Annotated in this window: 22 protein-coding genes, 2 tRNA genes and 1 other RNA gene; 5 read left to right on the top strand and 20 right to left on the bottom strand. The window is 42.6% G+C overall.

The features are described from left to right. Positions 1-9: 9 nt before the first annotated feature. From rsxE to EUAN_RS05105, 10 genes are all read right to left on the bottom strand, one after another. Entirely contained in the window at positions 10-609 is a 600-nt protein-coding gene (gene rsxE, locus EUAN_RS05150; RefSeq protein ID WP_425388413.1) for an electron transport complex subunit RsxE, read from the bottom strand. A gap of 16 nt (positions 610-625) precedes the next feature. Next, positions 626-1,201 (bottom strand): RnfABCDGE type electron transport complex subunit G, encoded by a 576-nt coding sequence (locus EUAN_RS05145; RefSeq protein ID WP_071062408.1) that lies wholly within the window; start codon positions 1,199-1,201, stop codon positions 626-628. Position 1,202: 1 nt separating this feature from the next. Then, positions 1,203-2,144, bottom strand: coding sequence for an RnfABCDGE type electron transport complex subunit D (locus EUAN_RS05140; RefSeq protein WP_071062406.1), 942 nt, complete (start codon positions 2,142-2,144; stop codon positions 1,203-1,205). A gap of 11 nt (positions 2,145-2,155) precedes the next feature. Continuing rightward, positions 2,156-3,490 (bottom strand): electron transport complex subunit RsxC, encoded by a 1,335-nt coding sequence (rsxC, locus tag EUAN_RS05135; protein WP_071062404.1) that lies wholly within the window; start codon positions 3,488-3,490, stop codon positions 2,156-2,158. Between the two features lie 231 nt (positions 3,491-3,721). Further along, positions 3,722-3,805, bottom strand: a tRNA-Leu gene (locus EUAN_RS05130). Positions 3,806-3,852: 47 nt separating this feature from the next. Continuing rightward, a complete protein-coding gene (locus tag EUAN_RS05125) occupies positions 3,853-5,565 on the bottom strand; it encodes an ABC transporter substrate-binding protein (protein WP_071062402.1) in 1,713 nt (570 codons plus the stop codon). A 9-nt stretch (positions 5,566-5,574) separates the two neighbouring features. Next, entirely contained in the window at positions 5,575-6,138 is a 564-nt protein-coding gene (locus tag EUAN_RS05120; RefSeq protein WP_211266283.1) for a lytic transglycosylase domain-containing protein, read from the bottom strand. A 14-nt stretch (positions 6,139-6,152) separates the two neighbouring features. Next, on the bottom strand, positions 6,153-6,758 hold the full coding sequence (gene coaE, locus EUAN_RS05115) for a dephospho-CoA kinase (protein ID WP_071062400.1): 606 nt from the start codon (positions 6,756-6,758) through the stop codon (positions 6,153-6,155). Continuing rightward, the gene (gene polA, locus EUAN_RS05110; protein WP_071062398.1) at positions 6,745-9,423 is read right to left on the bottom strand and encodes a DNA polymerase I; all 2,679 of its coding nucleotides are present in this window, start codon (positions 9,421-9,423) and stop codon (positions 6,745-6,747) included. Before polA ends, coaE begins: the two co-directional genes overlap by 14 nt. Before the next feature lie 84 nt (positions 9,424-9,507). Beyond that, positions 9,508-10,458: a metal-dependent hydrolase gene (locus EUAN_RS05105; protein WP_071062396.1), complete on the bottom strand. Its 951-nt coding sequence runs from the start codon at positions 10,456-10,458 to the stop codon at positions 9,508-9,510. 180 nt (positions 10,459-10,638) lie between these two features. On the opposite strand from EUAN_RS05105, the gene EUAN_RS05100 reads away from it, so the two are divergent. Together EUAN_RS05100 and EUAN_RS05095 are read left to right on the top strand one after the other, a co-directional pair. Then, positions 10,639-10,720, top strand: a tRNA-Leu gene (locus tag EUAN_RS05100). Between the two features lie 172 nt (positions 10,721-10,892). After that, complete coding sequence (locus tag EUAN_RS05095) at positions 10,893-11,810, top strand: selenium metabolism-associated LysR family transcriptional regulator (RefSeq protein WP_071062394.1); 918 nt, start codon at positions 10,893-10,895, stop codon at positions 11,808-11,810. Between the two features lie 40 nt (positions 11,811-11,850). Here the strand turns inward: EUAN_RS05095 and EUAN_RS05090 are convergent, their stop codons facing one another. The 8 genes from EUAN_RS05090 to lpdA all read right to left on the bottom strand — a co-directional run bounded on the left by EUAN_RS05090 (position 11,851) and on the right by lpdA (position 19,224). Continuing rightward, complete coding sequence (locus tag EUAN_RS05090; protein ID WP_071062392.1) at positions 11,851-13,248, bottom strand: aminopeptidase; 1,398 nt, start codon at positions 13,246-13,248, stop codon at positions 11,851-11,853. Between the two features lie 17 nt (positions 13,249-13,265). Next, positions 13,266-13,913, bottom strand: a complete 648-nt coding sequence (locus tag EUAN_RS05085) for a response regulator (RefSeq protein WP_084655736.1) — start codon at positions 13,911-13,913, stop codon at positions 13,266-13,268. Continuing rightward, the gene (locus tag EUAN_RS05080; RefSeq protein ID WP_071062390.1) at positions 13,910-15,085 is read right to left on the bottom strand and encodes a sensor histidine kinase; all 1,176 of its coding nucleotides are present in this window, start codon (positions 15,083-15,085) and stop codon (positions 13,910-13,912) included. Before EUAN_RS05080 ends, EUAN_RS05085 begins: the two co-directional genes overlap by 4 nt. Before the next feature lie 37 nt (positions 15,086-15,122). Further along, complete coding sequence (locus EUAN_RS05075; protein WP_071062388.1) at positions 15,123-15,578, bottom strand: chemotaxis protein CheW; 456 nt, start codon at positions 15,576-15,578, stop codon at positions 15,123-15,125. Positions 15,579-15,602: 24 nt separating this feature from the next. Beyond that, positions 15,603-15,773 carry a DUF896 domain-containing protein gene (locus tag EUAN_RS12180; protein ID WP_084655734.1) on the bottom strand — a complete coding sequence of 57 codons (171 nt, stop codon included), beginning with the start codon at positions 15,771-15,773 and terminating at the stop codon, positions 15,603-15,605. Positions 15,774-15,784: 11 nt separating this feature from the next. Further along, entirely contained in the window at positions 15,785-16,783 is a 999-nt protein-coding gene (locus EUAN_RS05070; RefSeq protein WP_071062387.1) for a LacI family DNA-binding transcriptional regulator, read from the bottom strand. 22 nt (positions 16,784-16,805) lie between these two features. Further along, positions 16,806-17,699, bottom strand: coding sequence for a diacylglycerol/lipid kinase family protein (locus EUAN_RS05065; RefSeq protein ID WP_071062385.1), 894 nt, complete (start codon positions 17,697-17,699; stop codon positions 16,806-16,808). A gap of 148 nt (positions 17,700-17,847) precedes the next feature. Continuing rightward, positions 17,848-19,224: a dihydrolipoyl dehydrogenase gene (gene lpdA, locus EUAN_RS05060; protein WP_071062383.1), complete on the bottom strand. Its 1,377-nt coding sequence runs from the start codon at positions 19,222-19,224 to the stop codon at positions 17,848-17,850. 217 nt (positions 19,225-19,441) lie between these two features. On the opposite strand from lpdA, the gene EUAN_RS05055 reads away from it, so the two are divergent. Beyond that, positions 19,442-20,254, top strand: a complete 813-nt coding sequence (locus tag EUAN_RS05055; protein WP_071062381.1) for a histidinol-phosphatase HisJ family protein — start codon at positions 19,442-19,444, stop codon at positions 20,252-20,254. 23 nt (positions 20,255-20,277) lie between these two features. Here EUAN_RS05055 and EUAN_RS05050 read toward each other — a convergent pair whose 3' ends face one another. Further along, positions 20,278-20,610 carry a hypothetical protein gene (locus EUAN_RS05050; RefSeq protein WP_071062379.1) on the bottom strand — a complete coding sequence of 111 codons (333 nt, stop codon included), beginning with the start codon at positions 20,608-20,610 and terminating at the stop codon, positions 20,278-20,280. A gap of 93 nt (positions 20,611-20,703) precedes the next feature. Beyond that, positions 20,704-20,878, bottom strand: a non-coding RNA gene (gene ssrS / locus EUAN_RS05045) — 6S RNA. A 222-nt stretch (positions 20,879-21,100) separates the two neighbouring features. Between ssrS and EUAN_RS12645 the strand changes: the two genes are divergently transcribed. Together EUAN_RS12645 and uvsE are read left to right on the top strand one after the other, a co-directional pair. Then, positions 21,101-21,322, top strand: coding sequence for a hypothetical protein (locus EUAN_RS12645; RefSeq protein WP_071062377.1), 222 nt, complete (start codon positions 21,101-21,103; stop codon positions 21,320-21,322). Beyond that, positions 21,323-22,579 (top strand): UV DNA damage repair endonuclease UvsE, encoded by a 1,257-nt coding sequence (gene uvsE / locus EUAN_RS05035; protein ID WP_071062375.1) that lies wholly within the window; start codon positions 21,323-21,325, stop codon positions 22,577-22,579. Position 22,580 lies beyond the last annotated feature (1 nt).

Below are 22,580 nucleotides of genomic sequence, written 5' to 3'. Positions count from 1 at the left end.
CCGTTTATTTTACGCTTTCTTTCTTTTATTAATCAGATTTATAACACCTATTATAAGCCCTAGTGCAAAGAAAGCTCCAGGAGGTAGTATCATTATAAGCGCAGGCTTATAAGCTGCTCCCAGTATATTGATTCCGAATACGCTTCCTGCTCCTAAGAGCTCTCTTATTATACCGAGTATAGTAAGCGCTATTGTAAAACCAAGCCCCATGCCTATTCCATCAACTGCTGAATTTGCCACTGAATTTTTGAAAGCAAATGCCTCAGCCCTTCCAAGTATTATACAGTTAACAACTATAAGTGGGATGAATATCCCCAGCGTCTTGTCTAGCTCTGGTAAAAATGCCTTAAGCAACATGCCTATTATAGTAACAAAAGTAGCTATTATAACTACGAACGAAGGAATTCTTATCTTATCTGGTACGACTTTCTTCGTAGCAGATATCGCAACATTCGATCCTATCAAAACAGCTGTAGTTGCAAGCCCCATGGCAAGTCCATTGATAGCTCCTGTCGTAACTGCAAGTGTAGGACACATTCCTATAAGCTGCACAAAAGTCGGGTTCTCAGCTAAAAGCCCATTCTTGAAAATTGTCATTTTTTTACTCAAACCATTCACCTCCAGTTTACTCGTTCATCAACTTGCTAGCTTCTACTGCCAAGTTAACACCCTTAGTTACTGCCTTTGAAGTTATAGTCGCTCCAGTCAAAGCCTGTATTTGGCTGTCTCCTGCTCCGCTTTTCACAACTTCCAGCTCAGTCTCAATGCTCTTGCCAGCAAATTGATCTTGGAAAGGCGCCTCAGCTGCAAGTGTTCCAAGTCCAGGTGTCTCAGTGTTCTTTACAACCTTCATCCCAGTTATACTTCCATCTGTGGACACTCCTGTAACTACTTCTATAGGACCAGCATATCCACCTGTGGAAGTTTTGACTACGTATCCAACTGTGCTCTTACTTCCATCTAGTGCCTCATATATCTCCAGTATTTCAGGATTTTTCTTCATTATTTCATCTAACTTCGCTTGGTCTACAGCTTCAAAAGTTTCAGCCTCAGAAAGTACAGATTTTCTAGCTTCATTACTTGCCTGAGCTTCCAACTCAGCTATCTTTCCCTCTGTGTTCGCATTGGCGAATGCAAGTATCCCGGCTGCTATAGCTGTTATTAGAAACAAAATCACTCCTAGTTTTACTGTCTCTTTCAACTTACTTCACCTCCCCAAATAACTTTGGACTAGTGTATTTCTCTATTATAGGAGCCGCTAAGTTCATAAGTAATATAGAGTATGAAACTCCTTCAGGATATCCACCGTAAAGCCTTATCACCGATGTGATAACCCCTGCTCCTATTCCAAATATTATCTGACCTTTAACTGTTATAGGCGACGAAGAGTAGTCTGTAGCCATGAAGAAAGCTCCTATCATAAGTCCTCCCGTAAACAGGTGGTATAGCATATTCGTAAAGTCTCCACCACTAGCCACAAGTGTTATAACAGCTACTGTAGCTATATAAGTGAAAGGTATTCTCCAGCTTATAACTCTTCTGTAGAAGAGGTAAGCCGCTCCTATTAAAAGCAGTAGTGCTGAAGTCTCTCCTAGACATCCTCCTATATTCCCCACAAATGCATCCATAAGAGAAGGTAGCTCTCCTGTAGCTTCACTTCCTGGCTTAAGCAGGGCAAGTGGAGTAACAGTTGCAACTGCGTCCGCTCCCGGAGCGCTCCAAGTCGTCATTATCACAGGCCAAGAAGCCATAAGCATTGCCCTTCCCGCAAGCGCTGGGTTTATAAAGTTCTGTCCAAGTCCTCCGAAAGCCTGCTTCGCTATACCTATCGCAAATGCAGATCCTACAGCTGCGATCCACCAAGGCGCCGCAGGCGGAATGTTCATGGCTAAAAGCAGTCCTGTAAGTGCTGCACTGCAGTCTTTTATAGTTATAGTTTTTTTAGTCAACTTCTGTATAATTGCCTCTGTCGCCACCGCCGCTATTACAGACACCATAATTAGTTTAAAAGCTGGCAGCCCGAAGAAGTATATGCTTCCCATTGTAGCTGGAAGCAATGCTATTATTACGTCGAGCATGACTCTAGATACTGTGTCTTTAGTGCCTATGTGAGGCGAAGACGTAAGCAGTAATCTCTCTTGCATTTTTATCCCTCCTATTTACTTTCTCTCTTCTGTTTGTCAGAAAGTGCTTTTTTAGCAACTCTAATAGAGTGAACTAGAGGTCTTCTTGCTGGACATACGTATGAGCAAGTTCCACACTCTATACAGCTCCATATATGGTATTTCTCAGTCTCGTCAAATCTCTCTCTAGAAGTAAGCTTTTCAAGCGCTGTAGGCTGAAGATTTACCGGACAGGCATATACACATCTTCCACATCTCATACATGGATCCATAGGAGGAGCTGACACTTCTTTTTCGGAAAGCAGCAGTATTCCAGACGTGCCTTTAACAACTGGGACATTGTCTGTAAATTGTGCATTACCCATCATAGGTCCTCCCATGACTATCTTCCCTAGGCCTTCCTTGTATCCTCCACATTGCTCCACAACTTCTTTGAACGACGTACCTATCTTGACCATCAGGTTTTTAGGTGTTACAACAGCATCTCCTGTTATAGTCACGACTCTCTCTACAAGAGGCATTCCTGTCTTTATGGCTTTCGCTATGGCGTCTGCTGTGCCGACATTGTTGACTATTACTCCGACATCCATAGGAAGTCCTCCAGCTGGGACCTGTCTCTTAGTTGCCGCGTCTATAAGCCTTTTTTCGTCACCTTGAGGGTACTTCGTCTCAAGCGAAACTATCTCTATCTCCGGCTCATTTGCAGAGGCTTTCATCATAGCCTCTATAGCATCAGGCTTGTTGTCCTCGATGCCTATATATCCTTTTTTTACTCCGACTGCCTTCATTATGGCCTTCAGTCCGTAAACTATGCTTTCGCTTTCTTCCACCATCAGTCTGTGGTCAGCTGTAAGATAAGGCTCACACTCTGCTCCATTTAGTATGACGGTGTCTATCTTTTTATCCGGCGGGGGTGAGAGTTTTACATGAGTGGGAAAGCTTGCCCCTCCTTGCCCTGTTATTCCGGCTTCTTTTACTATCTCGACTATCTCCTCTGGAGAAAGGTCCTCCAAGTTGCCTTTAGGCTTTACTTCTTCACTCACTTCATTTTTGCCATCTGATTCTATGACAACAGCCTTTGTCTTGTTTCCGAGTGGCGAATCGATTTCCTCTATTTTCTTCACAACTCCTGAAACACTTGAATGTACTGGCGCAGAAACGAAGGATTTTGACTCTCCTATTTTTTGACCAACCTTCACGGCTTCTCCTATTTTAACTATAGGATCGCAAGGCGCTCCTATATGCTGGCTTAAAGGAATCACAACAACCTCAGGTACTATGCAAGGTTCTATGCTTGCTTTCTTTGAAAGCTCCTTTGAATAGGGAGGATGTATTCCACCTTTAAAGGTCAAATTACTCAACTTCATACCATCTCACCTCTTAGTTTTTTTAATTTTTTGGCCCCAAAAAATTTTTGCTAATTCTTTTTTCTAATTCTTAATATAGTTTTAATAACTCTTTTAATAATATATCAAAAAAAGAATAATTATTCTACTTTTTAAATTACTTTTAGCTAATTTTTTTACTTATGTCCGAAACTCTTCATAGGTAAAAAAAAATCGATACAGATGCACTTCTGTATCGATCTAAAAGTATTATGGTGCGGATGATGGGACTTGAACCCATACGTCTACTGACACACGCCCCTCAAACGTGCCTGTCTGCCATTCCAGCACATCCGCTCTTGACTTTATAGTTGCATTTTACACCATATAAACCATAAAGTCAATTATTTTTGCTCTTTATTCTGAAATTCTTTTGGCACAAACCAGTTCTCTATTCCACTGTAGACGTCCATGTAGTTAGGGGCGAACTCCCCTGATATCTTTTTGTAATTTATAATCGCTGCATTTGTATACAGTATGGAGACATAGGGTTTCTCTTCAGCCAGACTGTTCTGTATCTCCATGTAGAGCTGCTTTTTCGCCTCTCTGCTGTTTGCACGATTTGCTTCATCCATGAGCTTGTCCAGCTCTGGGTCGCTGTAGCCTATAAAGTTTCCGCCTTCTGAACTCTGTGAGTGAAAGGCGAACGAAAGGTCTGGAAGGTAGGACATCTCCCAACCCATTACAGCTAAGTCATAGTTCCCAGACATCAGCTTCGACTCAAACCTAGACCAGTCAGCTTCCCTTTCCTCTTCGGTCTCGTAACTTCCAGCCTCTTCTTCATAGTCTTCCTCTACATCTATCCCTATTTTCCTAAGACTTTCGGCTATCGACTTAGCCGTGTCTATTCTGGCCTGACTTGTAGGGGGTGCTAGAATTGTGAAGCTTATATTTTCTCCGTCTTCATTCTCCAGCAGCCCGTCGTTATCTCTGTCCTGATATCCCATGCTCTTCAGTATCTCCTGCGACTTTTCCACACTGTACTTTTCGCTTTCCTTGACATCGCTTTTCAAGCTGAGCCAAGACGAAGGATTTACCGGACTGTCCACGATCTCCCCATATCCCAAGTAGATATTTTTCAAAATCTGCTCTCTATTTATCCCATAAGACACAGCTTCTCTCATAGACTTGCCTTCTTCTCCCTGGAAATAGTCTTTCCCGAAATTGAATGCTAAAAACTCATACCTATTTGATGGAAAAGAGTTTATGTGAACCTTGTCATTTTGGGCAAAGGACTCCCACTCCAAGTAGTCTAAATCTGAAACAGCGTGCACTATTCCGGCTTCAAAGGAAGTCTTGGCAAGCTCTTCATCTGCAAGTATCTTGCCCTTCACCGTCTCTATGTTGGGCTTGCTCGACCAGTATTCAACATTCCTCTGAAGCTGCACTTCCTTGAGACTGTCTACTGCCTCTACTTTATACGGACCCGTTCCAACTGCGTTGTAGTCTTCAGACTCAAGCGCCTTGCTCTCATCGCCTAGAGCGGCTTTAGAGACTATAGGAAAAGTCAGGTATTCAGGGGCGTCGCTAAACGAATCCCTGAAAACTATCTCCACCTCTCTGTTCGACTTTGTATTGACTTCTGATATCCGACCTACGTCGTACAAACCGCCCTCAAGATAAAGCGGAGACAATTTCTCCAGCTGCTCCGGATCAGACGTTGCGCTTTTCAACACTTCGACTGTAAACTTCACGTCTTCAGATGTCAGCGGAGACCCGTCATGAAACTTCAAATTCTCTTTAAGCACTATATTTATAGACCTTGCGCCGTCTCCCATGGTGTAGCTTTCAGCCAGACAAGGAGCTACGTCTAGGTTTTTCTCCGTGCTGAAAAGCCCTTCGAATATAAGCCTATCAAAGTAGTAGTTGCTCTGGCTTTTTCTCATAAAAGGATTTAGTGTTTCAAATCCTGTGAGGGGTAGTGTTATCTCCCCTCCTTCGGCTACTTCGTATTCCGTCTTTTCGCCCGCTTTTCCTCCGTTTTCACTCTTGCTGCACCCTGAAACGACTGCAATTGTCATAAAAATCAAAACTAAATACGCAGTTATCTTCCTCATAGCTCTAAACTACTCCCCTTCATATATATCTCGGTAGACACTCTGTGCCTTCATAACTCGCTCTACGTAGTCGCTCGTCTCCTTGAATGGAATTTCCGACAGGTTTTCGCCGTCTTGACTGTATCTGCCGTCGGAAAGCCACTTCTTCACATTGCCCCTCCCTCCATTGTAGGCGGCTACAGCCGTTTCCACATTTCCGCCGAACTCGTCTACTAGATTCTTCATATACCAGCTGCCCATCTTTATATTAATCTCATGGTCGTACAAGTCTTCTTCTCTAAAATCCTCTAGTCCCATCTTCTCCGCTATCCACCACCCTGTCTCAGGCATTATCTGCATTAGGCCTATAGCCCCTTTTCTTGAAACTGCATCCGACTTGAATTTGCTCTCTACTTTTATTATTCCAAATACAAGGCTGGACTCCAAGCCATATTCCTCTGAATACTCAAGCACAGAATCTTCATACTCCAGCGGATAAAACTGCTCAAGTATTCTGTCTCTCTGCATAAAAGCGACTATGCAAAACAGCACCAGGAGCGAAATAGCTCTTCTGACTCCTCTACTCAATCTCAAATAAACTCCTCCATTTAGCTTTGTCTTAAAAACAGCTCTATCTGGCTGTATACCTCTTCTTCATTGCCAAGGTTGCAGATTATCTTGTCTGCGTACTTTATTTTTTCATCTGTTGGAATCTGAGCGTCTACTCTTTTGACTGCAGACTGATAGTCTATGCCGTCCCGTTTCATAACGCGCTCTATTTGAAGCTCCCTGTCGCTGTAGACAAACCAGACTTCATCTATCCTTATCCCTGACTTTTCTATCTCTTCTCTTACTTCATACAGCAGGGGTATATCCAAGAACAGGATATTTTTGTCTGAAGACAGGCTTATGAACTCCTTTGCCTCTTCAAATATATGCCTATGCGTTATCCTATTTAAAGTTGAAAGCTTTTTCCTGTCTTTAAACACTATCTCAGCAAGCTTTTTTCTGTCAACTTCACCTTCAGAGTCGAGAACCCCTTCCCCAAACTTCTCCAGAATTTCAGAGTAAGCCTGCTTGTCTCTCCTATATATATTTCTAGAGATGTTGTCAAAGTCTATCACCGTATAGCCTTTTTTCAAAAGGTACTTGCTCACTAGAGACTTCCCTGTCCCTATTCCCCCAGTTATGCCCACTAGCTTATTTTGTTTCATACCAGTTGTCTCCCACCTCCATATCCACTTTCAAAGGCACTCCAAGCTTGACTGCATTTTCCATAGTCTCCGAAAGGAGCTTTTTGACATCTTCCACCTCGTCTACATGCGCCTCCACTATGAGTTCGTCATGTACTTGAAGTATGAGCCTTGACTTCATGTTCTTTTCTTTCAGCTTTCTGTAGACCTCTATCATAGCTACCTTTATTATGTCTGCTGCACTTCCCTGGATAGGGGTGTTCATAGCTATCCGCTCTCCGAATCCTCGTATATTGAAGTTTCTAGAGCTAAGCTCCGGTATATATCGCCTTCTGTTTAGTATCGTCTCTACATAACCCTTTTTCTTTCCACTTTTGACTATGCTGTCCATGTACTCCTTTACCTTTGGATAGTTTTTGAAGTAGTTGTCTATATACTCCTTCGCTTCCTTCCTAGGGATATTCAGGTCTCTCGAGAGCCCGTAGTCGCTTATGCCATAGACTATCCCAAAATTCACAGCCTTGGCCTTCCCTCTGAGTTCAGATGTAACGCTCCCTAGTGGAACTCCAAACACCTCGGATGCAGTCTTGCTGTGTATATCTGTATTCTCGAAAAACGCCTCTTTGAGCTTCTCGTCGTCAGATATATGCGCAAGTACCCTGAGCTCTATCTGGGAGTAGTCTGCGTCTACAAGCTTGTACTCTGGCGACTTGCTTGTAAACAGCTTCCTTATCTTTCTTCCCTCTTCAGTTCTTATAGGTATGTTCTGAAGATTTGGCTCTGTGCTGCTTATTCTCCCCGTGCTTGTTATCGTCTGGTTGAAGTTAGAGTGGACTTTATGGGTTCTGCTGTCTACAACTGACTCCATGCCATCTATATAGGTAGACTTAAGCTTTGAAAGCTGCCTGTAGTCCAGTATCTTGGACACTATCTCGTGCTCTCCCTTGAGTTTTTCCAGAACCTCTGCATTGGTGGAGTAGCCCGTCTTAGTCTTCTTCCCAGGTGTCAGTCCAAGCTTTTCAAACAGTATTTCACTCAGCTGCTTAGGGGAGTTTATGTTGAACTCTCCTTCCGCCATCTCATATATCTCGGAAACCAGCTTTTCAAGCTTTCCATCCAAGTCGACTCTCAGCCTCTCAAGCTCCTCTATATCCACCTTAAAGCCCCTATACTGCATATCTCCAAGCACTGTGGCGAGCGGAAGCTCCACTTCATAAAACAACTCGTCCATCTCTCGCTCTGATATCGTTGACTCTATCTTGCTCCTCGTATCGGATATGACCTTGATCTCTTTTACAAAGAACTCTGCCCGCTCCTCTAGCTCTATATCCTTTAAAGATTTCTTGTTTTTGCCTGTTCCGACCAAGTCTTTTATCTCCAGTATGTCCTCGTTCAAGTACTCCCTAGAGATGCCCTTGGCCGAGTACGACCCCTCCGAAGGGTCTATAAGGTACATGCCTATTATGGCATCATAGCTTATCCCCTCTAGGTTTACTCCATGCATCAAGCAGCTTATAACTTCTTCCTTTATGTCGTATCCGTACTTATCTATGTCCTTGGACTCCGCCACAGGCTTGAAACTCTCGAAAAAGCTGGTTTCGTCAAGCTCGCCTTCAACCAAGTCGACATAGAAGTATGACTTATCATCAGACACTAGGCTAATTCCCAAGATCTCTTTTTTACCACCCACTTCTTCATATGCAAATTTAAAGTAAAATCCTTTTTTCAAAGAATCTAGGCATCCTTTAAGCTCTTTTTTCCCTGAGATAATTTTAAATTCCACTTTTTCAGCCAAGGCCATAACCTCCTCGGCACTTGACTTCCCACCTATCTTCTCTAGGAGAGACCTGAATTCCAGCTTGTCGTACATCTCGGAGAGCTCCTCTAAGTTCGGCTCTGAAAGCTTCAGCTCGTCTAGCTCAGTCTCTACTGGCACATTTCTGACTATTCTAGCCAGCATCTTGCTCATGTAAGCCTGATTTCTGTAGAGCTCTAGCTTGTTTTTGAGGCTTCCCTTCTTCATATTCTCTATCTCGCTGTAGAGGTTCTCTACAGACCCGTATTCCTTTAAAAGCTTTATGCCTGTCTTCGGACCCACTCCAGGCACTCCTGGGATATTGTCTGAACTGTCACCCATAAGCCCCTTTAGGTCTATCAGCTGCTCCGGTGTAAGTTCATATTCATCGGCCACCTTTTCTACGTTGTATACTTCAGTATCGCTTATGCCCTTTTTCGTAAGCACAACGCAAGTGTTCTCGTCGACTAGCTGAAGATAGTCCCTGTCCCCAGACACAAGCACTACTTCGTACCCTTCGCGCTCCCCCAGACTAGCCATAGTTCCAGCTATATCGTCTGCTTCGAAGCCCTCTATCTCCAGCTTCTTCACATTCATATAACCCAGTATCTCCTTTAGGAGAGGAAACTGAAGCGAAAGCTCATCCGGCATCTTGGCCCTTCCGGCCTTGTAGTCCTCGTACTCTTTATGTCTGAAAGTCAATCCTTTCTTGTCAAAGACTATCCCTATATGAGTCGGCCTGTACTCTTCCACCACCTTGTAGTACATATTCAGAAAGCCGTACACAGCGTTTGTAACTATCCCTTCTTTTGTCTTTAACGGTGGCAGTGCATAAAACGCTCTATGTATCAGGCTGTTTCCATCTATAATCATCAACTTTTTGCTCGCCAAAAAATCATCTCCTTAGTATGTCTAGTATTTAGTATATAGCAAAAAAACTTTTCGGTAAATAAAAAAGACCCTTAAAAAGAGTCTTTAGCTTGCGCTTTCCACCACTATCTGCCTATCGTATTTGTACGGTCTAAATACCGACTTTTTTAAATTTGCTTCCCTGTCGTATACAAAAGTTGCATGGTGCATGAAGTTGTTTTTCATATAGTACCTAAGGTCTATGAATTGAAGCTCTACTTCGTCATTGTGCCTGTGTATCTTCACATGGTTTATCGAAGACGTGAATTCGTCGAAGTACTTCCCTAGCTCAGTGCCATAAGCTTTTTCTATAAGCTCGCTGTCCTCTTTTCCCAGCTTTTCTATCTCCACTATCTTGCCATTCAAAGAGTTTATCCTGCCTACAACCCTATTCTCGCCTTTTTCAAGCACAAAGTCCCATTTGAAGAAGTTGGTCAAGTTGGGCATCACATGTAGCTTGTCTTTGGCTCCAAGTCCGTACTCAGATGCCACTGAAGCCGAAGCCTCTCTCTTTGTAAAGTATCTATATGCAATGTAGATCGAAAGCCCTCCAAGAGCTATCACAAACTTGTATCCCCTGTCTACATTCAGAACGAACAGCCCTATGGACATAATGGTTACAAACGGATCATAGAGCATGAGAAGACTTGCAGAGTACCTCTTGTTTTTGAAAGGCAGCGTCGGCCTAACTCCGTAAGAATTCAAAGCGTCAAAGAAAGTATGAGAAGCCGTTCCCATCAGCGTCGAAAGGAATATATCTAGAAACGAATACCCTGGAAAAATCATGGTCAGTATAAGGCTTATCCCAAGCGAAAGCCCTATTATAGCCGGAAATGAGTGTGTAAGTCCTCTGTGGTGCTTCAAGTACTTGTAGTCGCCCCAGTATTTAGCTATTATATCTATGTCAGGAGACATCGCCCCCACTATAGCTCCTATAGTAACTGGACTAGCCAAACTCGTTTCCCCGCTCAGTGCCGCAATTCCTAAGCCTATAACTCCATGAGTCAATGGATCCATCTACTTATCACCTCTTGTATTATTTGTTATATAGATTATATCACATTCAGAGTGTTTTTGACAGATATTAAGGTGTATTTTTAACACATGCGCCTTGTTTATTGTTAATGTATTTGATATATCAACACTATTGACATCTTGGATTAAATATGTTAAACTGATTTTGTTAGTGATCTTTTTGCCCAAGTGGCGGAATGGCAGACGCGCTCGACTCAAAATCGAGTGGGAAACCGTGCGAGTTCGACTCTCGCCTTGGGCACCAACTTGACCTCGATTTGTTCGAGGTCTTTTTTATTACTATGTTTTTTCTATATCTGCCTTATTCTTTATAGATTTATTCTATAGATGCACTACAAGCCATCTATTGATACGGCCGTAACTTTGATATATACTTTTGTTTGTACATTAATACTTACTTTTAAGGTGGTGATAAATTGGATTTTAGACAATTAGAGACTTTTGTTATGGTTGTGAAGTTAAAGAGCTTTTCTAAGGCAGCTCAAAAGCTATACCTTACACAGCCCACCGTTACAAGCCACATTCAGTCCCTAGAGGAAGAGCTAGGAACAATTTTACTAAATAGGTTCGGAAAGCAAGTCACTACCACAGGTGCAGGTAATTTACTATACGACTATGCCCTTGAGATGATTCATATGAAGAATATGGCACAGTTTGACTTAAGCGCCTATAACGGCAAAATCCAGGGTCATTTGAGCATCAGCGCAAGTTCCATACCAAGGCACTATATGCTCCCTGAACTCTTGAAGAAATTCATATCTGAATATCCAGATATAAGCTTCTCTGTCACAGAGAGAGACTCCAAAAAAGTCGTAGAAAATATTCTATGCGGAGACACAGATTTCGGCCTAATAGGTGCAAAGTTTTCAAACCAGTATCTAGACTATATAGAGATACTCGAAGATAGATTGTGCATAATCGCTCCTAACAACAGCGATTTCCCTTGGGAAAACGACAGCTTTATAGACAAGGACTTTTTGCTGTCCCAAAAACTCCTTCTTCGTGAAAAGGGATCTGGAACTAGACGAATTGTCGAGTCTACTTTTCTAAACAAAGAACTTGACCGTGACTCTCTAAACCTCATTTCCTACGTGGAGGACGCTGAAGCCATAAAGAAATTTGTAGAGGCCGGAATAGGAGTCAGCTTCATGTCTGAAAAAGCTGTAAAGCGAGAAGTGGAGCTAGGTCTGCTGAAGCGATACTACCTTGAGAACTTGGAGTTCAAGAGAGATTTCTACTTTGTGTACCACAACAGGCGTGAGCTCTCACCTCTGAGCAAGCGTTTCAGGGACTTTATACTGGAAAAAAGCGGTATCTGCCAGAAAACCGAATAGAATAAGAGTGAAAAGCAAAAGAGAGGGTCTCCCCTCTCTTTTAGTTTTCCAGAAAAGCCTTGTATCCTCTCTTGGCCATGTATATATCAGCTTTGTGAGATATCTCAAACGGAGCATGAACACTTAAAAGCGAGACTCCGCAGTCTACAACTTCCATGCCGTATTTGGCAAGCATATATGCCACCGTTCCTCCGCCGCCTTGGTCCACCTTTCCAAGCTCTCCTATCTGCCAAATCACATTGTGTCTATCCAGAGCTTGCCTTATATCCGAAAGGTATTCAGCGTTGGCGTCATTGGTTTCAGATTTTCCCCTTACTCCCGTATACTTCACTAGCGCCATTCCCTTTCCCATAAAAGGAGCATTTTTCTTGTCCAGCACATCTGGGAAGTTAGGGTCGAAAGCGGCCACCGTGTCCGCCGAAAGAGCCCTAGACCTTGAAAGTGCTCGCTTTAGCTTTATCTCGCTGTAGCTTTCGTCCAGCTTGTTCATTATTTCAGCCAGAGCCAGCTCAAAGAATACAGACTCCATACCAGTATTCCCCACGCTTCCAATCTCCTCTTTGTCCATGTAGATCGATACAGCCGTTCTTTCAGGGCTTTCAACCTCCAGTATGGCCTCAAGCGAAGAGTAGACGCAGACTCTGTCGTCCTGTCCATAACCCGCTATCATGCTCCTGTCCAGCCCTACATCTCTAGACCTGCCAGCAGGGACTATCTGGAGCTCGGAAGTTGTAAAGTCCAATTCAGATATTCCGTACTTTTCGTTCAGGATTGAAAGTATCTGACTCTTGACTCTGTTTTCTTCTACGCCTGAAAGTCCATTGCTTCCCACCAGCACATTCAGACCTTCCCCAGTTATCGCCTCAGAAAGCTTCTTGTCCATCTGGTCTTTTGCAAGATGAGGGAGCAAGTCTGTTATGAAGAACACTGGATCGTCTTCCGACTTCCCTATTTGGACATTCACTTTCTCACCTGTCTTTGTGAAAACTACACCGTGCAGCTCAAGCGGTATAGTCGCCCACTGGTACTTCTTTATTCCGCCGTAGTAGTGTGTCTTGAAAAAGCCAAGCCCTTCTTCCTCGTAGAGCGGAAATGGCTTCAAGTCTATCCTTGGCGAGTCCAAGTGTGAAGCCACTATGTTGACTCCGTTTTCCATAGCCTCGCTGCCTATTACAAACAACACAACAGACTTGTCTCTGTTGTTTGCATAGACTTTATCCCCAGGCATTAGCTTTCCGTCTCCAGAAAGCGCTTCGTCCATGGAGATGAATCCCGCTGCCCTTGCTCTCTCTATTATCTCTTCTGTACACTCTCTCTCAGTCTTTCCGCTGTCTAAAAACTCCTTGTATCTTTCTCCCAGCTCAAACACTTCTGTTTTCTCTTCTTCACTTATTGTATCCCATACATAGCCCCAACTATGCAAAAGCTTTTCTTCCAAGTCGCTCCACCCCTCTCTTAGAGTTTCTTCAAGTTATTTCTAAATGCGAATATAGTGGCCTGAACTCTGTCATTTACCTCTATCTTTTTGAATATATTAGATATATGGTTTTTAACAGTCTTTTCACTTATGAAAAGCCTTTCTGCTATAGCCCTGTTGTTCAGTCCTTCAGCTATCAATATCAGTACTTCGTACTCCCTCTTTGTAAGAGAAGTTATCATATCTTCACTTTTGTCGTTCGACTCCGTCCTGCACTCAATAGACTTAAGCAGAGAAGGCTGTATAAACTTTTCTCCGGCGTACACCCTTCTTATTCCATCCACAAGTGTATCCGAGTCAGAGTCTTTCAGCAGATATCCATTCGCCCCTATCTTCATGGTTTCGTACACATATTCCCTGTCGTCGTGGATAGTCAGCATCATGACTTTCGACTTGATCCCCTTGTCTCTTAAAGCCCTCAGCGTCTCTATGCCGTTCATATTGGGCATGTTTATGTCCATGAGTATTATATCAGGCTCTTTCATACTTAGCTTCTCCAGCGCTTCTTTTCCGTCTGCGGCCTGATCTACCACCACTATGTCGTCTTCTAGTTCAATCAGCTTTTTAAGTCCTTCCCTCATAAGTGAATGGTCGTCTACTATAAGTACCTCTATCTTTTTATTCAATTCAATCTTCCTTCCTCTATAACTGGTATTGAAATCTTAATCACCGTACCCATGTTTTCCCTTGAATCAAGTGAAAACTTTCCTTCTAAGACCTCTATCCGCTCTTTCATCCCGATAATTCCAAACCCGCAGCTCTTGCTCTCGGCCTTCTCCTTGTAGTGGGTCTCAGAGAATCCGACTCCATCGTCCTCTATCTTTATAAAGATGTTCTTCTTTGCATTCTCCATCAAACTGAAATCTATAGACACGTTCTTTGCATTTGCATGCTTTTTTATATTGTTGAGCGCTTCCTGTACTACCCTGTAGATCGCCGTCTCTATGCCGCTGTTCAGCCCTTCTATACCTTCTGAGTACTGAAGCTGTATATTTAGGTCGCTGTCCGCCTTGAAACCCTCTATGTACTTCTCTATAGTGGGTATCAGTCCCAGGTCGTCTAGCGACATAGGTCTAAGGTCGTATATTATCTTTCTTATATTGTTCAAAGTGACCTTTACGTCCTTTTTAAGCTCTCTTATCTCGCTCTTTGCATCCTCCATATCCTTGTCTATTACCTTTTCGCAGTACTCGGCTCTAAGCATCACATTGGCCAAGTCTTGGGCCGGTCCGTCATGAATATCCCTAGATATCCTCTTCCGCTCTTCTTCCTGAGCCTCTATGACCTTTATTCCAAACATCTGCATCTTGTTTATGTCTTCTATAGTTTCATTGAAGTCTTTTTTATTCCCCTCTATATATTCCGCTATTTTGGCAAGCTTGTCTATGGTCTTTTCGCCCTTATCTATATTGTGGAGCATCTTCTTAAGCCCAAGCTCCAACTCCTGTCTTCTCTTTATATAGAGCCTCTCTTCCTGCCTCTTTATCTCGAGCCTAGACCTCAAGCTGTGCGTGTACTCGTATGCATCTTTTATGTCAGCTTCGTTGAATCGCTTAAAGTCGTTGCTCACCTCGGCCAACCTTTTCCTGCTACGTTTCTCCTCTATGGCAAGTGTATCTACCTCTTCTATAGTCAAGAGCAGCTTCTGCTGTATATCGGAAAGCTCCATCACTTTTCTCGCATAGTCATCTTTAAGGTCGATTACCATGCTTTTTATCTCTTCTTTTCCAGACTCCATAACTTCAAGCGTGGTGTTAAATAAATTCTCTATGGCCTTGTTCAAATCCTTGTTGCTCAAATACAACACCTGCCTTTTAAGTTAAAATCCTGCTGGCTTAAGCATCTATTCCCTTTAATTCTTCTCGCTCCCCCTCTGTCAGTATCTTCCCCAGGTCTATCAATATGATAAGTCTGTCTTCTTTTTTCCCCACTCCATCTATATATTCACGCTCTACGCTTGAAACTATGCTTGGTGCAGGATCTATCTCGCTTTCGTCTAGCTTTATAGTCTGTGAAGCCTCATCCACTATAAACCCTACCTGTCTATCACCTATATTTATGACTATTATCCTGGTGTTTCCATCTTCAACCCTTTTACTTATGTTGAAGCGCTTCTTGAGGCATATGATAGGCGTTACATTTCCCCTGTAGTTTATTATCCCCTCTATAAAGTCAGGAGTGTTCGGAACTTTTATGCTCTCTTTGTAGGGGATTATCTCTCTCACATTCATTATTCCTATTCCGTATTCCTCGTTGTCTAGTCTAAAAACCACATATTGTTTTTCAGCCATATTCTTCCCTCCTAATGCGTTCTATTAATCTACTATCTCTATGTTTTCAAGCTGGCTCTTTAAGTTTTTTCTAAAAGCTAGAATATACTCTGCTCTCAGCCTTTTCTGCTCATTTTTTTCGTCTTCTGTCAGCTGTCCTGACTTTGATTTTCTAGACAGTTCGTTTATCCTGTCTATCTTGGCTTTTGAAATCAAATAAACACCTCCTATTTTGGCTTTGAGGAACTTTGCCTCTTCTGTATCTGGAACGGCAGTATCATCTTGTTTTCCTCAGACTTCTCTCCCTTTAGCTCCTTTATTATTCTCCTTATAGACACGGCCCCTATATCGTAGTACGGAACCTTTATGGTCGTAAGGGTAGGTCTGTAGATCGAAGCTATAAGTATGTCTCCAAACCCAGTTACCGATATTTCCTCTGGAACTTTTATCCCGTTGTCGTAGAGGTAGCCCAGTACACCTATTGCAGCTTCATCGTACCCGCAGAATATAGCTGTCGCTGACTTGCTCTCGACTATGTTTCTGGCTGCTTCATATCCATTTTCCATGCTTATGCCCTCTGTATAGTATACTGATTCCTTAAGCTCATTTTCTCGCATCGCCTTGCTGTACCCCTCTAGCTTCGGCTTTTCAAGAGAGCTGTCCTCTTTGTTGTTTGAAACATATGCTATGTCCCTGTGTCCAAGGTTTATAAGGTAGCTTGTCATCTCGTAGGCCGCTTCGCAGTTGTCCACCATTACAGTTGCATACCTGTCGTCATAGTAGTACCTGTTCAAGTATACAAACGGCCTCTTGAAGCTCTTGGTGTAAGTCTCTATCTCTTCATTTATGTTGTTCGATATCAGTATTATACCCTCGACCTGCTTCGTGTTCAGCAGCTGCATATACCTTATCTCGGCGTCTTTGTCTCCAAAAGTGCTGCACAGAAGTATGTCGTAGTCGTACATCTTGCCTATTTCCTCTATCCCTCTGACTATTTCAGCTATATAGGAGTCTCCTAGGTCTGTAACTATAACCCCTATCAAGTAAGACTTCTTGGTGACTAGCGTTCTGGCTATCTCATTCGGCTTGTATCCTAGCTCCTCTATAGTCTCCATCACCTTTTTCTTTACTTCCGGACTCACAGGTTTGGAGTCATTTACAACCCTAGATACTGTGGAAATGGACACTCCTGCTTTCTTTGCTACGTCTTTTATAGTTGCAACCATCAATTTCACTCCTTTTAAACTATTAAGGTATGAAAACCTTGAAAACTCTTGGCTCTACTTCTATCTTTATGGGAAGTTTCCCTCCAAACTCTCCGTCTATATCTATCACTATCTCTTCATCTTCTAGAGATGATATCGAGAGACATTTTGTCTTGAAGTACCTTACCTTTGGATTATCTATATGTTCCCCTTTTATAAGCTCTATAAACAGCGTTATAAGGTCCTGCACCTCTGTCTTTCCTATTATGACGCAGTCTAGAAACCCGTCCTCTATGTCGGCATACGGAGCAAGCTTCTTGAATCCACCGATGCTAGAGCTGTTAGTAATCAGAAAAAGAGACACCTCTTCTTCGGACGTATACTCCTCGCTCTCTATTCTCACTTTCGAGACGTTCTTCACTTGCCTCGGCATCTCCTTCATTCCCTCGACATAGTATGCCGCTCTTCCAAAAATGCTTTTCGACTCCGGTGGAACTGTGTGGGCAACGCTTGTAAGCACCCCTCCGGCTGCCACATTGACAAAGTACTTGTCGTTCATCTTTCCGAGGTCTACGCTTATTATATTTTCCTTTTCAATCATCTCGCAGAAAGACTCAGGAGCGTTTGGAATGTTTAAATAGTTTGCAAAGTCGTTTACAGTCCCGGCCGGAAGTATGGCCACAGGCAATTTCCTGTCTGACTTGGCTATTCCGCTTGCGACTTCATTTACAGTCCCGTCTCCTCCGCACGCTATTATCATGTCCCAGTCACCTTCGCAGGTTCTAATGGTTTCATGCATAGCGTCATACTTTTTTTCCGTGCAGTACTTCCCCACTATGTAGCCCTTGTCTAAGAGTATGTTAGCTATCGAGTCCAGTCGCTTTTGGACTATGTTTCTTCCGGATGAAGGATTGTTTATTATTCTAACCTTTTTCATATATATTCACCTTTATAGTATAGAATTTTTACTCCTTTATCTTATGATTATATAACAAATACAGAGTTTTTAGTAATATATTCTACATTAAAATAGCTATCCCAGTAAATTATGCATGGGATAGCTATGATTTTAAAGCTATTGATTTTTAGTTCTTTTTCTGAAGGTGTATGCACATATCAATACTGTCTGCACATGCCTCCATAAACGCCTCTGAGAAAGTAGGGTGTGCATGAACTGTCTCTGCAACGTGATCTGCTGTAACTCCATTCTCCATTAGAGCAGCTGCCTCGTTTATCATCTCAGCCGCGTTCACCCCTAGTATATGGACTCCTAGTATCTTCTTGTCGTCTTTGTTTATCACTACTTTTATAAATCCATGAGTCTCTCCTGAAGCAAGCGCTCTTCCGTTTGCTCCAAATGGGAACGCCCCTACTGCCACGTTCTCGTACTTGTCGTTGGCCTGCTCTTCAGTAAGCCCAACAGATGATGCCTCTGGAAGAGTGTAGATAGCTGAAGGGTTGTTTGTAGGGTCGTACTCTACATTTCCACCAAGCGCATTTTCCACTGCGATCTCAGCCATCTTAGACGCCGAGTGCGCAAGCATGCATCTACAGTTTATATCTCCAGGAGCGTATATTCCCTCTACGCTTGTCTCCATCTTGTCGTTTACAACTATAGCGCCTCTGTCCATCTCGAACTCTATATCTCCAACTCCGTCAAGGTCTGGCACTCTTCCTATAGCTATAAGCACAAGGTCTGCTTCAACAGGCTCTTTGTCTTTTATGTGTAGAAGCACAGAGTCGCCCTTGTCCTCTATCTTCTCTAGTCTGCTCTCTGTGAGTATGTTGACACCTTTTTTCTGCATTATCTTAGCTAGCTCCACGCTAACCCTTCTGTCCATAGCAGGCACTATATAGCCTGAAGACTGCACTATTGTGACTTCTGATCCGTAGGCGTTGAATATAGTAGCCACCTCTGTTCCTATAACTCCTCCTCCGACTATTGCAAGTCTCTTTGGAAGCTCTTGAAGGTCCAGTATTTCGTCGCTTGTAAGCACTTTTGGCCCGTCTATTCCAGGTATGTTTATTCTGCTCACCTTAGATCCACCGGCAAGTACTATCTTCTTTCCTTCTATAGTCTCTCCATCGTCTATCTTTACCTTCTTGTCTGCCGTTATACGGCCTACTCCGCTGTACATATCCACGCCGTGGCTCTTTAGAAGCCCTGCTATTCCAGCTGTAAGCTTTCTAACCACCCTGTTTTTGTAGCTTACAATCTTCTTCATGTCAAGCGTGAAGTCGTCGCTTCCAAGTACTATACCTCTATCTTTAGCATGTTTTATATGCTCTATTATCTCTGCGTTTTTAACATAAGTCTTCGTAGGGATACATCCTCTGTTAAGGCATGTGCCACCATAGTTGTCTTTTTCAACTATAGCTACCTTAGCCCCCATCTGTGCTGCCTTTATAGCTCCTACATATCCTGCTGGTCCTCCACCTATAACTATTACATCATATTGCATGTATATTTCCTCCTTTATATGTTTATGTAGTGTTTGTTAATTATCAGTCAATCTACAATCATTATATTACATTTCAAAATATTATTCCACACCAAATAGTTTATTTAATATAGTTTTAATATATAATTATTTCACTCGTCATTCACATCTATTATTGACTTTACTCGGCTTTGCTTTTCTAGTAAAATATAACCAACATAAGTTAGGAGTGATTTGAATGCAAGACTACCACGTGCATAGCTCTTTTTCAGGAGACTGTGCATACACAATGGAAGAGATGGTTCTGGCAGCCATCGCCAAGAATATAGAAGCCATCTCTTTTACAGACCACGTTGACTACGACTATGGAGACCCCAAGTACAGCGACCTCTTTATATTCAACACCGACGACTACTTAAACGAAGTCAATCGCCTGAGATCACTTTACGGCGACAGGATAGATCTGCTTTCCGGAGTGGAGATGGGCATGCAGCCACACCTTGTACCTACGGTTGAGGACATGTTCCCTTTCGAAAAATTCGACTTTACCATAATGTCTATCCACACTTCAAAGCGAAAAGACCTGCATGAAGGTGCTTTCTTCCAGGACAAGTCACCTTTCCAGGCCTATATAGACTACTACGAGGAGCTGCTTTACTGCGTGGAACATTTCAACAACTACGATGTAATCGGCCATATAAACCTCATAGACAGGTACTCTAAGTTTTTAAGCGACGAAGTCTCTTTTTTAAAGTATTCGGACTTGCTAGCAGAGATATTCAAGCTGCTCATAGCCCGCGGGAAGGGGATAGAGGTAAATACCTCTGGGTTCAGATACGGTATGGGCTCTTTTCTTCCTAACCTAGACATCTTAAAGCTTTACAAGTCGCTTGGCGGAGAGATACTTGTATTCGGCTCTGATTCGCACCATCCAGATGATATAGCTTCAGAGTACAATTCGGTTCTGAGCGCTCTCAAGAGTCTAGACTACAAGTATATATCTGTCTTTAAAGACGGAAACTTTGACTTTAAAAAACTGCAGCGCATTTAAGACGCTGCAGTTTTTTTCACTTCCTACTTCACTTCGGGCACTTCTTTTTCCCACTCTTCCACTATTTCATCGTATTCGTCCTGCATTACAAGCACTATCTTCCCAACTACTCTACAGTTCAGGCACTTGTCATTTTTAAATCCCTGCTCTGTGCAGATGTCTAAATCGCTTTGATTACAACCGTAGTTTCCGCACTCTGTGCATAGGTACACTGGGTTCTTGCAAGGATGCGCTTGCTTGTCTCCACGACAGCTGGCCATATTCTTCTTTTCCTCTTCTGTAAGTTCAGCCTCTCTTTTTCTGGCGTTTATTTTACTCTTAAGTGCATTTTTGTTGTGTGGAAAAACTCTTGGCATGACAATCACTCCTTTTATCTTATTGGAGATTTTATACCCCTGTAGTTTGAAAATAAGCAAATAAAAATACCTTAGTCTTTGACTAAGGTATTTTTATTTCCCGACATGCCGGTCACTCCTCTAATTCACACCCGCAGTTCTCGCAGGTGGGTATCTTGCCACACACTTTTGACTTCCCCGGAGGGCGTGTCATCTGAGTGTAGACTTCAGATTCCCATATTACATATGTCGGTTGAATTATAAAAGCTTCCAAACATCTCAGGAACTGTTTAGTTGTTAAGTCGATTATACTATCAAAGTCTCTACTTTGAAAATTTAATATTCATCTGTTTTAAAGCCTATGTTTTATTTTTCTCTTCTAATTTCCGTCAAAGTTCTATATTCTAAGTATATTAACGTTTTCCTAATTTGACTTTTGTGCTTTTTTCCTATTAAATTTAGTCCACATATATAAAAAAGCGAGGTGTAATGCAGTTTTACTGCAAAAATTATGAAGATAAATAAACCGTTTTTACTAAACTACATCAAGACTCTCCTGCTGTCTGTTACAGCAGTGGTATTTATCATGAAATTCCTGCTAGACGAAGCTCTCCCAAGTCCAGGAAGAATGGTTATCTACTTGATTGTAATTTCAGTCCTCATATTAATAGGGCATTTGATCCGCGAAAAAAGAAAGCAGATCCAGTCTGGCAACAAGAGTGGGAGAGCTTAATTGAGCATCGGATATGCCTGCCTTGTATACGGTGTCTCGGGATTCAAACTCAAGTCTTGCAGGCTTTCAAATTCAGATGAGAAAAATCTTATCGAAATAACAAATCATAACCTTGAAGTACTTTCGAAAATGCTTATATACAACGCTTCAAATAGTATAAAGCTCTTTAGGATAAGCTCAGATATAATTCCGCTAGCTTCTCACCCCGAAGTGGATTTCAACTGGAGAGATATATTCAGTGCAGAGCTCAAAAGCTTGGGAGAACTCATAATCTCAAGTGGAATAAGAGTCTCTATGCACCCCGGCCAGTATACAGTCATAAACTCAAACAGCCCGGAAGTTGTATCCAAGTCTGTTCTGGATTTAAACTACCACTGTGAATTCCTTGACTCTTTGGGACTAAACAGCACCCATAAGATGGTGCTCCACATAGGCGGCGTCTACGGCGACAAGGCTTCGGCCATAGAGCGCTTTAAGTCGTCCTACGCTTCCCTGAGTTCAAATGTTAAGTCCAGGCTCATAATAGAAAACGACGAGAGATCTTACAGTATATCGGATGTGCTCTCTATCGGCAAGGAGCTTGGAATACCGGTGGTCTTCGACAATCTCCATCACAGACTCAATCCTCCTGAAGAAGATAGATCAGAGGATGAGTGGATATATGAAGCCGGTCTTACCTGGAAGAGCGAAGACGGCCCGCAGAAGATGCACTATTCTCAACAGAAAGTTGGTGGAAAGTCAGGTTCCCACTCTCAGTCAATAGAAGTCTCGGAGTTTCTGGACTTCTATAGCTCTTTAAGAGAGCCTGTGCCAGATATAATGCTTGAAGTCAAGGACAAGAACATCTCTGCTATTAAGTGTTCAAACTGTGTATCTAGTCTAGATATTCATATGCTTCAGTCCGAGTGGGCGCGTTACAAATACCTTGTGCTCTATCACTCGCATAATCGCTATTTATCTATTCGCGCCATGTTCAGGGAGTGCAGTGTTTCTGCTCTGACCATGTACAGGGAAATAGACTCCGCACTGCGCGAAGAGCCTGTGCTCGGAAGCATGGTGAACGCATTCTCTCATGTCTGGGGCTATTTCAAAGATATCTGTAGCGAAAAAGAGCGGGACACTTTCAAGAGCAATATCGAATCGCTTGAAGCGGGCAGTCTTGATCCTTCTAAGTTTAAGAAATTCCTTTTTAAGCTTTCAAAAAAATACAATTCAGAGTACCTTCTGGAGAGCTATTTTTTTTACGACGTTTTATAGT

Source organism: Andreesenia angusta (assembly GCF_001855385.1).
Taxonomy (GTDB): Bacteria; Bacillota; Clostridia; order Tissierellales; family Gottschalkiaceae; genus Andreesenia; species Andreesenia angusta.
Note: the sequence above shows the minus strand (reverse complement) of the source record. Positions and strands in the feature narration are given on the sequence as shown.